Annotated in this window: 1 protein-coding gene and 1 pseudogene; both read left to right on the forward strand. The window is 67.1% G+C overall.

Annotated features, from left to right (window positions below; all coding sequences use genetic code 11):
• Nucleotides 1–202 precede the first annotated feature (202 nt).
• A complete protein-coding gene (locus LZ005_RS21160) occupies nucleotides 203–10,777 on the forward strand; it encodes an Ig-like domain-containing protein (protein WP_237810592.1) in 10,575 nt (3,524 codons plus the stop codon).
• A gap of 47 nt (nucleotides 10,778–10,824) precedes the next feature.
• Nucleotides 10,825–11,139, forward strand: a pseudogene (locus LZ005_RS21165) (TolC family protein); the annotation flags it as partial.

Genomic DNA, 11,139 nt, shown 5'->3' on the forward strand with positions numbered 1-11,139 from the left:
AATATTACCGAATCTCCGTCTCAAATAAATGCAGTATCAAGATTGCAGATATTGCGCCAATGAAAGCTTACGTAAGTTTTGGTTAGTAGATGTTTCCTACAATCATTGAGCCCAAACTGGTTTGTGCGGGTGATTGATTTAACACTATTGTGAAATTGTTTCGCACTCCGCGAGATCAAGGCGGGGGCGGTAGGGGACAAGAATGGCTGAGTCGGATATCAAAAACACGTCCACGTCGCGTCGTCGTCAGCGGCGCCGCAGCGGCAATCTGATGCTGGCGCTCGAACCACGGATCGTGTTCGACGCTGCTGCCGTGGCCGCCATCATCGATGCCGATCACCATGCTGTCAGCAAGCTGCAGGCCGACGAGGTCGCCGCGCGTGAGGCCGCCGCCAAAGCGGCGCCGCCCGCAGCCAGCCTGGAGCGCGATGCGGGTATCGACAAGCTCGCCAACCTGGGTGTCGTGCGCGATGTCAGTGGCAGCCACAGTGTCGTGTTCATCGAGAACAACCTGAGCAATGTCCAGGCCCTGATCGCCGCCGTCCCGAAGGACAGCAGTGTGGTCCTGCTTGACGCCAAGGCCGACGGCATCGCCCAGATCAGCGCCTATCTGGCCAGCCACAGCGGGATCGACACGGTCCACATCGTCTCGCACGGTCTCGACGGTCAGATTCTGCTCGGCCAGTCGACGCTGAACGCCGAGACGCTCGACAGCTACCGCGACCAGCTGGCGCAATGGAAGGCCGAACTGGCGCCGAACGCGCAGATCCTCATCTATGGTTGCGATGTCGCCAAGGACAGCAAGGGCCAGCAGTTCATCGACAGCCTGAGCCAGATCACCGGGGCCAGCATCGCGGCCTCGACCGACATCACCGGTAGCGCCGACAGCGGTGGCGACTGGGACCTGGAAGCCAGCACCGGCCAGGTCACGGCCAAGGCCCTGGACCTGAGCGCAGCCGGCTGGACCGGTGACCTGGTCTACACCTACACGTCGAGCGGTGTTCTGTACTTCAACAATAGCTTCCAGCTGTTCACCGGCACCAATACCTATTCTGGCTTCACGAGTAACACCAGCACGGCCAGCTCGACGCTGAGCGCATCCTATTTCAATACCGGCGCCTATCTGTTTGCGCCGGACCTGACCGACGGCAGCTCCTACTCGGCGGCCACTGGCTACGGCAACAACGTCAGTGGTTCGATCACCTTTACCGGCACCTATACGGACACGGCCGGCACCGTCCACACGGGCACCTTCACGCTCAAGGGCCAGATCACGGGTAAGGATTCGAGTGGCAGCACGACGATCGCCGCCTATTTCTACACGACGACGAACAGCAATGCCGCCGACAACGGCCTCGGCTTTGCGCTGGTCCTGCCGGGCCAGAGCGAAACGGCCAGCGGCGCCTTCCGCGCCAACTCCTCGGGCCTGGGTACGGCGCTCAATACGATGCAGCAGGTCGAATTCTCGGCCACCACGGCGATCACCACCGTCAATGATACGGGCAGCGTCAATGCCGGCTCCACGCTGAGCAAAACGGCCGGCACCGGCATCCTGTCGAACGATACCGACACCAGCTCGGGCGTGACCTTGACGGTGACGGGTGTGCTGGCCGGCACCAGCACCACGCCCTCGGGCAATGTCGGCACGGCCATCACCGGCACCTACGGCCACCTGACCGTGTATGCCGATGGCTCCTACAGCTATGTGGCCGATACCACGGCCGCCACGAATCTGACCACGGGCAACAGCGGCACCGACACCTTCAGCTATCAGGTGACGGACGGTATCAATGGCGCGAAGACCGGCACGCTGACGATCACCGTCAACGGCACGGCCACCCCATCGGGCGACACGACGCCGCCGGCCGCGCCCACGCTGAGCCTGAATGCAGCCTCCGACTCGGGCAGCAGCAACAGCGACCGCATCACCAATGTGACGACGCCCAATGTGCGCGTCGGTGTGAATGTCGGCAGCGGCGCCACGGCGCCGGTGGCGGGCGATGTGGTCAAGGTGTATTCGGGTGTCACCCAGGTCGGCACGGCCACCTTGAGCTCGGCCGATATCACGGCCGGCTATGTCGACGTGATCACCACCAGCCTTGGCAGCGACGGCACCAAAACCCTGACGGCCACGCTGACCGACACCTCGAACAATACGTCCTCGTCCTCGCCGACCCTGAGCTTGACGCTCGACACGACGATCGCCACGCCGACCATCAGCCTGACCACGGACAGCGGCAGCAACACCACCGACAAGCTGACCAACAGTGCCGGCATCAGCGTGAGCAGCGCCGCCGGCGACGTCACGCGCAGCTTCAAGGTCGACGGCGGCAGCGCCCTCAGCACCTATGCGACGCCGAGCAGCGACGGCGTGCACACGGTCGTCGTCACCGACGTCGACACGGCGGGTAACACCGCCACTCAGAGCTTCACCTTCACGCTCGACCGCACGATCGCCACGCCCAGCATCAGCCTGACCACGGACAGCGGCAGCAACACCACGGACAAGCTGACCAATTCGGCCAGCCTCAGCGTCAGCACGGCCGCGCTCGATGTGACGCGCACCTTCAGCGTCGACGGCGGCAGCGCGCTCAGCACCTATGCCATGCCGAGCACGGACGGCGCCCACACCGTGGTCGTCACCGATGTCGATACGGCCGGCAACACGGCCACCCAGAGCTTCACCTTCACGCTCGACCGCACGATTGCCACGCCCAGCATCAGCCTGACCACGGACAGCGGCAGCAACACCACGGACAAGCTGACCAATTCGGCCAGCCTCAGCGTCAGCACGGCCGCGCTCGATGTGACGCGCACCTTCACCGTTGACGGCGGCAGCGCCCTCAGCACCTATGCCATGCCGAGCACGGATGGCGCCCACACCGTGGTCGTCACGGATGTCGACACGGCCGGCAACACGGCCACCCAGAGCTTCACCTTCACGCTCGACCGCACGATTGCCACGCCCAGCATCAGCCTGACCACGGACAGCGGCAGCAATACCACGGACAAGCTGACCAATTCGGCCAGCCTCAGCGTCAGCACGGCCGCGCTCGATGTGACGCGCACCTTCACCGTTGACGGCGGCAGCGCGCTCAGCACCTATGCCACGCCGACGGCCGATGGTGCGCACACAGTGGTCGTCACCGACGTCGACACGGCCGGCAACACCGCCACCCAGAGCTTCACCTTCACGCTCGACCGCACGATTGCCACGCCCAGCATCAGCCTGACCACGGACAGCGGCAGCAATACCACCGCCAAGCTGACCAATAACGCCGCCATCAGCGTCAGCACGGCTGCGCTCGACGTCACGCACAGCTTCAATGTGGACGGGGCAGGGGCCCAGAGCACCTATGCCACGCCGACCAGCGATGGCGCCCACACGGTGGTCGTCACCGATGTCGACACGGCCGGCAACACGGCCACCCAGAGCTTCACCTTCACGCTCGACCGCACGATCGCCACGCCCAGCATCAGCTTGAGCAGCGACACCGGCACCAGTCCGAGCGACAAGATCACCAGCATCTCCAGCCTCAGCATCAGCAGCGCGGCGCTGGACGTGACGCGCAGCTTCACGATCAATGGCGGTACGGCCGCCAGCAGCTATGTCGCGCCGACGACGGACGGCACCTACACCGTGGTGGTGAATGACACCGACACTGCAGGCAACACCGCCTCTGCTGCGATCACGTTCTCGCTCGACAGGACGATCGCCACGCCGAGCGCGGCGCTCAGCTCCGATACTGGCAGCAGCCCGAGCGACAAGATCACCAAGAACGGTGGCCTCAGCTTCAGCACGGCCGCGGGCGACGTCACGCGCTCCTACACCGTCGACGGGGTGAGCAGCAGCAGCTACACGGCGCCGACCGGCGACGGCGTGCACACGGTCGTCATCAGCGACAGCGACACGGCCGGCAATGCCGCCAACGGCAGCATCACCTTCACGCTGGACAACACCATCGCCACGCCGACGCTGAGCCTGGTGAACGATACGGGCGCCAGCAGCACCGACCGCGTGACCGCCGATGCCTCGCTGAACTTCAGCACCACGGCCAGCGACGTCACGCGCAGCTACAGCATCGACGGCAACACGGCCAGCAGCTACACGGCGCCGAGCACGGGCGGCCTGCATACGGTCATCGTCACCGACACCGACGTGGCCGGCAACACGGCCAGCGCCACGCTGACTTTCTCGCTGACCACCGCGGTGACGGCCCCGACCGTCAGTCTGGTGACCGACAGCGGCACCAGCGGGACCGACAAGATCACCAATACCGCCGCGCTCAGCTTCAGCACGGCCGGCGCCGGTCTCACGCGCAGCTACACCGTCAACGGCAACAGTGTGGCCAGCTATACGGCCCCGAGCACCGACGGCGTCTACACGGTCGTGGTCACCGACACCGATGGCGGCGGCGGCAGCGCCAGCGCGAATATCACCTTCACGCTCGACACCTCGGTCGCGACCCCGAGCGCCAGCCTGGTCTCGGATACGGGCGCCAACACCACCGACAAGCTCAGCAAATCGGGTGCGCTCAACTTCAGCACCGCCAGCGAAACCGTCACCCGCAGCTACAGCACGAATAGCGGCAGCGCCGCCTTCAGCTACACGGCGCCGACGGCCGATGGCGTCTACACGGTGGCCATTACGGATACCGATGTGGCCGGCAACAGCAGCACCGGCAACATCACCTTCACGATCGACAACACGATCAGCACCCCGACCGTGGCGCTGACCAACGATACCGGCACCAGCACCAGCGACCGCATCACCAAGGACGGCGCGCTGAGCTTCAACACGCCGGATTCGGATGCCACGCGCCGCTATGTGGTCGACGGCGGCAGCAGCGCCGGCAGCTACACGGCGCCGAGCGCGGACGGCATGCACACGGTGGTCGTGACCGATACCGACAATGCGGGCAATACGGCCAGCGCGAGCATCACCTTCTCGCTCGACAACACCATTGCCACGCCCAGCCTCAGCCTGGTCAATGACACCGGCGCCAGCAGCACCGACCGCGTCACCACCGATGCCTCGCTGAGCTTCAGCACGGCGGCGGGCGACGTCACGCGCAGTATCGCCGTCGATGGCGGCACGGGCGCGGCCAGCTACACGGCGCCGGGCACGGTCGGCATGCACACCGTGGTCGTCACCGATACCGACGTGGCCGGCAACACGGCCACGGCCAGCTACAGCTTCTCGCTGGTGGCGGCCGGCAGCACCCCGACCATCGCCCTGAGCACCGATAGCGGCAGCAGCAACAGCGACCGCATCACCAAGGACCCGAGCCTGAGCGTCAGCACCTTGCCGGGCGGCTCTACGCGCAGCTACAGCATCAATGGCGGCGCCGGCAGCGCCAGCTACACGGCGCCGAGCACCGATGGCGTCTACACGGTGGTCGTCACCGACACCGATGCCGGCGGCACCAGCCGCTCGAGCACCCTGGTGTTCACGCTCGACACTACGATTGCCAGCCCGAGCATTGCGCTGACCACCGACAGCGGCAGCAGCCCGAGCGACCGGATCAGCAATCAGGCCGGCCTCAGCCTCAGCACGCCGGCCGCCGACGTGACGCGCAGCATCAGTGTCGATGGCGGCGCGGGCGCGGCCAGCTACACGGCCCCGACCACGGACGGCCTGCACACGGTGGTCGTCACCGATGTCGACACGGCCGGCAATACGGCCGTCACCAGCTACACCTTCTCGCTCGACACCACGATTGCCACGCCTTCGATCGCCCTGGTGCTCGACAGCGGCAGCAATACGAGCGACAAGCTCACCTCCGACGCGCGCATCAGCGTCAGCAGCCCGGCCGGCGACGTCACGCGCCGCTTCAGCGTCGATGGCGGCACGGCCGCGGCCAGCTACACGGCCCCGACCACCGATGGCGTGCACACGGTCGTCGTCACCGATGTCGACACGGCCGGCAATACGGCCACCAGCAGCTTCACCTTCACCCTCGACACCACGATCGCGACGCCGAGCATCGCGCTGACCAATGACTCCGGCAGCAACAGCAGCGACCGCCTGACGAATGACGCGCGCCTGAGCATCAGCACGGCCGCCAGCGACGTCACGCGCACCTACACGGTCGACGGCGGCACGGCCAGCAGCAGCTACACGGCCCCGACCGGGGACGGCGTGCACACGGTGGTCGTCAGCGACACCGATACGGCCGGCAATGCCGCCAGCAGCAGCTTCGTCTTCACGCTCGACCGCACGGTGGCCACGCCGAGCGCCGCCCTGATCAATGACTCGGGCAGCAGCAATAGCGACCGCCTCAGCAATGACGCGCGCCTGAGCTTCAGCACGGCGGCCGGCGACGTCACGCGCACCTACAGCGTCGATGGCGGCCTGGCCAGCAGCAGCTACACGGCGCCCAGCGGCGATGGCGTGCACACCGTGGTCATCACCGACACCGACACGGCCGGCAACGTGGCCTCGGGCAGCTATACGTTCACGCTCGACCGCACGATCGCTACCCCGGCGCTGAGCCTGAGCACCGACAGCGGCAGCAGCACCAGCGACGCGATCACCAACCAGGTGGGCCTGAGCGTCAGCACGGCCGCGCCGGACGTGACGCGCCGCTTCATCATCAATGGCGGCACCCCGGCGGCCAGCTATGTGGCGCCGGGCACGGACGGCGTCTACACGGTGGTCGTCAGCGACACCGACACGGCCGGCAACACGGCCAGCGCCAGCCTGGTCTTCACGCGCGACACCACGATCGCCACGCCGACCGTGAGCCTGGTGGTCGACAGCGGCAGCAGCAATACCGACCGCATCACCAATGACGCGCGCCTGAACATCAGCAGCGCGGCCGGCGATGTGCGCCGCACCGTCAGCGTCGACGGCGTGGCGGCGTCCAGCTATGTGGCGCCCTCGGCCAATGGCATGCACACGGTAGTCGTCAGCGATGTCGACACGGCCGGTAACTCGGTCAGCACCAGCTTCACCTTCAGCCTGGCCAGCGCCGCGGCCGGTCCCAGCCTGGCGCTGACGGTCGATTCCGGCAGCAGCCAGAGCGACCGCATCACCAACCAGGCTGGCATCACGGTCAACGCGCTGCCCAGCGGCAGCACGCGCAGCTATAGCGTCGATGGCGGCCCGGCGTCGGGCGCCTACACGGCCCCGACCGTCGATGGCGTGCACACGGTGGTCGTCACCGATACCGACCTGGCCGGCAACAGCGCCAGCGCCAGCCTGGTGTTCACGCTCGACCGCACGGTGGCCGCGCCCAACCTCGGCCTGGCCAATGACACGGGCCGCAGCGGCAGCGACAAGCTGACGCGCGATCCTTCGCTCAGCATCGGCAGCGCCGCCGAAACCGTTACCCGCAGCGTGCGCGTCGATGGCGGCACCGACAGCGCCAACTATGTGGCCCCGGGCGCCGATGGCGTGCACACGGTGGTCGTGACCGATACCGACGTGGCCGGCAACTCGGCCAGCAGCAGTCTGGTGTTCACCCTGGACCGCAGCCTGGCCACCCCGCAGATCGGCCTGGTCAATGACACCGGCAGCTCGAACAGCGACCGCGTCACCAGCGATGGCCGCCTGGCCGTCTCGAGCCAAGCCGCCGACGTCACGCGCAGCTACATCGTCGATGGCGTCAGCATGCCGCTGCTGCAGGCGCCGAGTACCGATGGCCCGCACACGGTGATCGTGATCGACGAGGATGCGGCCGGCAACCGCGCGTCGGCTACGCTCGACTACACGCTGGTGCGCACCATCGCCGGCCCGACCGTCAGCCTGGTGACCGACAGCGGCAGCAGCAACAGCGACCGCATCACCAACCAGAGCGCGTTGAATATCAGCCCGGCCGCGCCCGGCGTCACGCGCACTATCAGCATCGACGGCCTGCCTGGCAGCACGCCGCGCGCCGATGGCGTGCACACGGTGGTGGTCAGCGACACGGATGCCGCCGGCAACCTGGCCAGCACCCAGTTCGTGTATTCCTACGACACCACGATTGCCACCCCGTCCGTGGCCCTGGTGAATGACACGGGCAGCAGCAATAGCGACCGCATCACCAAGGACCCGGCCGTGGCCATCAGCGCTGCCGCTGCCGACGTGACGCGCCGCGTGCTGGTCGATGGCGTCGATGTCGGCAGCAGCTACGTGGCCCCGGCCAGCGACGGCCAGCACACGGTGGTCGTCAACGATGTCGACGTGGCCGGCAATACGGCTAGCAGCAGCTACGCCTTCGAACTGCGGCGTGGTCTGAACGCCCCAAGCGTGGTGCTGACCGTCGACAGCGGCAGCAGCAATAGCGACCGCATCACCAATAACGGCAATGTCACCGTCAGCCCGCCGGGCAATGGCGTGACGCGCCGCTACGAACTGAACGGCGACAGCAGCAACGCCTACACGGCCCCGACCAAGGACGGCGTCTACACCCTGAAGGTGGTCGATACCGATGCGGCCGGCAATGCAATGACCAGCACCCTGGTGTTCACGCTCGACACGACGATCGCCACCCCGACCGCCGTGCTGGTGAACGACACCGGCGCCAGCGCCACCGACAAGCTGACCAATGACCCGGCCGTGGCGATCAGCCCGGCGGCGCCCGATGTCACGCGCACGGTGACCGTCGATGGCGTCAAGGCAGCCGGCTATGTGGCCCCGAGCGCCGACGGCGTGCACACGGTGCTGGTGGAAGACGTCGACGCGGCTGGCAACAAGGCGAGCGCGACCCTGGTCTTCACGCTGGACAAGACCATCGCCACCCCGGCCATCGCCCTGGTGGTCGACAGCGGCAGCAGCAATAGCGACCGCATCACCAATAATCCGGCCCTGTCGATCAGTGCGCCGGCCGCCGATGTCACGCGTTCGATCATCGTCGATGGCGTGAATGTGGGCAGCAGCTACGTGCCGCCGAGCACCGACGGCGTGCACACGGTGGTCGTCAATGATGTCGATGCCGCCGGCAACAAGGCCAGCGCCAGCTACAGCTTCACGCTGCTGGCCAAGCAGGCCGCGCCGGCCGTGAATCTGAGCAATGATTCGGGCGGCAATACGGGCGACAAGGTCACCAATGACGCCAGCCTGAACGTCAGCCCGGCCCCGGCCGGCAGCACGCGCAGCTATATCGTCGATGGCGGCAGCCCGAACGCCAATTACGTGGCGCCGACCGCCGATGGCGTGCACACGGTGAAAGTGGTCGATGTGGATGCCGCCGGCAACCGCGTCGAAACGACGATCACCTTCACGCTCGACCGCACGCCGCCGCAGCTGGCCCTGACCGGCCCGGCCCCGGGCAGCACGATCGGAATCAACACCACGCTGGGCGGGACCGCCACCGACAACCTGTCGGGCATCAGCGAGCTGACCGTGACCTTGACCAATGGCACCCAGACCCTGCGCTTCGTGGTGCCTGTGGTGAATGGCGCCTGGAGCCTGGATGTGGCCAATCTGGCCGAGGGCAACTGGGCGGTCAGCCTGTCCGGCACCGACAAGGCCGGCAATAGCACGACCACGCCGGCCGGCACGCTGACGGTGTTTGTGCCGCGTCCGGTGGAACCGCCGGTCCCGGCTCCGGTGCCGGCACCCGCTCCGGTACCGGCCCCGGCACCCGCCCCGGCACCTGAGGCCCCGGCGCCGGCACCCGCGCCGGCCCCGGCGCCGGTGCTGCCGCAGATTACGAATCCGCCCGAGAACCTGGTGGTCACGCCGGTGCCGGTGGCCAGCTCGCCGCTGGTCTCGGTCAGCAGTGGCGATGCCGGTATCAGCGCTGGCGAGGCCAAGCTGCTCGTCTCGAATCCGCCGCAGAATGCCGTGGCCGAAATGGGCAAGCAGACCGAGGTGCAACTGCCGTCGGGCGTGTTCAAGAATACCGATCCGGGCGCCAAGGTCCAGGTCGAGGCCACCCAGGCCGATGGCCAGCCGCTGCCGAACTGGCTCAAGTTCGACCCGGCCACCGGCAAGTTCACCGGCACCCCGCCGGTCGGCAGCAATGGCGCGGTCGACATCAAGCTGGTCGCGCGTGACGATTCGGGCAATACCGCGGCCGCGCAGTTCCAGATCCTGCTGTCGAATACGAGCAAGGGCGAGAACAATAGCAACGGCAACGCGGCCCCGGCCCCGGCACCGGCGGCGGCCCCGGCTCCCGCCCCGGCTGCGACTCCGGTGGCGGCAGCGGCCACGGCGCCGGTCAGCGATGGCCAGGCCAGCGAACGTGCCGGCAACGCCGCCGGCCAGGGCGAGGCCGCGCGCAGCACCGGCCGCAGCAGCGCACTGGTGCAGGTGGTGCCGCCCAGCGCCGCGCCGGCTGGGGCGGTGCTGTTCGCGGCCGATCAGCCGCCGGCATCGGAAATCCAGTCGGGCAAGGAGATCCAGTACCAGCTGCCGAGCGGTGTGTTCCGTCACACCGATCCGGCGGCGCAGACCAGTACTTCCGCCATGCTCAACGATGGCCAGCCGCTGCCGAACTGGCTGCGCTTTGATCCGACCACCGGCAAGTTCAGCGGCATGGCGCCGTTGGGCGTGAGCGGCACGCTCGAGATCAAAGTCATCGCACGCGACTCGCTCGGGCGCGAAGCTTTCGTCGTCATCAAGATGCGCGTGAGCGAAGCGGCCGAGAAGGACGTCAAACCGGCCGTGGGCAAGGGTGCGCGCGCCGAGCTCGGCGTGGACAAGGACAAGCCGGCGGTGGGCAAGGCCTCGCTGTCGGCCCAGCTGGCCAAGTTTGGTCACAAGGCCGCTCAGGGGGAGAAGGCAAGCCTGCTGGGTTCGATTGAAAAACTGCCGGCCAAGCCGGCGGGGCGCAAGGCCGCCTGAGCGCCTTGTCGATGGGATGAAACGACATGCTTTTAACGGGAGATAAAATGACGCAAGCAAACAAACGCCCGGCCACGCTGGGTCTGGTACGGCCGGTTCTGGCTGCCACGATCGCGCTGGCCCTGGCGGGTTGCGCGGTCAACCCGACGCCGGTCACGATGGCCGAGCGCGGCGAGAAGATCAAGGAAGACTTCGCCCAGATGTACAAGGACCAGGAGCCGCTCCAAGGCCCGCTGAGTCTGGAAGAAGCGATGGCGCGCGCCGTCAAGTACAACCTGGAAACCCGCCTGCGTATCATGGAAGAGGCGCTCGGCATGGGCCAGGTCGAACAGGCGCGCTTTGACATGCTGCCGCGTCTGACT

Source organism: Massilia sp. TS11 (assembly GCF_022012445.1).
Taxonomy (GTDB): domain Bacteria; phylum Pseudomonadota; class Gammaproteobacteria; order Burkholderiales; family Burkholderiaceae_D; genus Telluria.

Bases quoted from the DNA above. Each gene is read 5' to 3' on its own strand.
- LZ005_RS21160 (WP_237810592.1), top strand. From the start codon at position 203: ATGGCTGAGTCGGATATCAAAAACACGTCCACGTCGCGTCGTCGTCAG.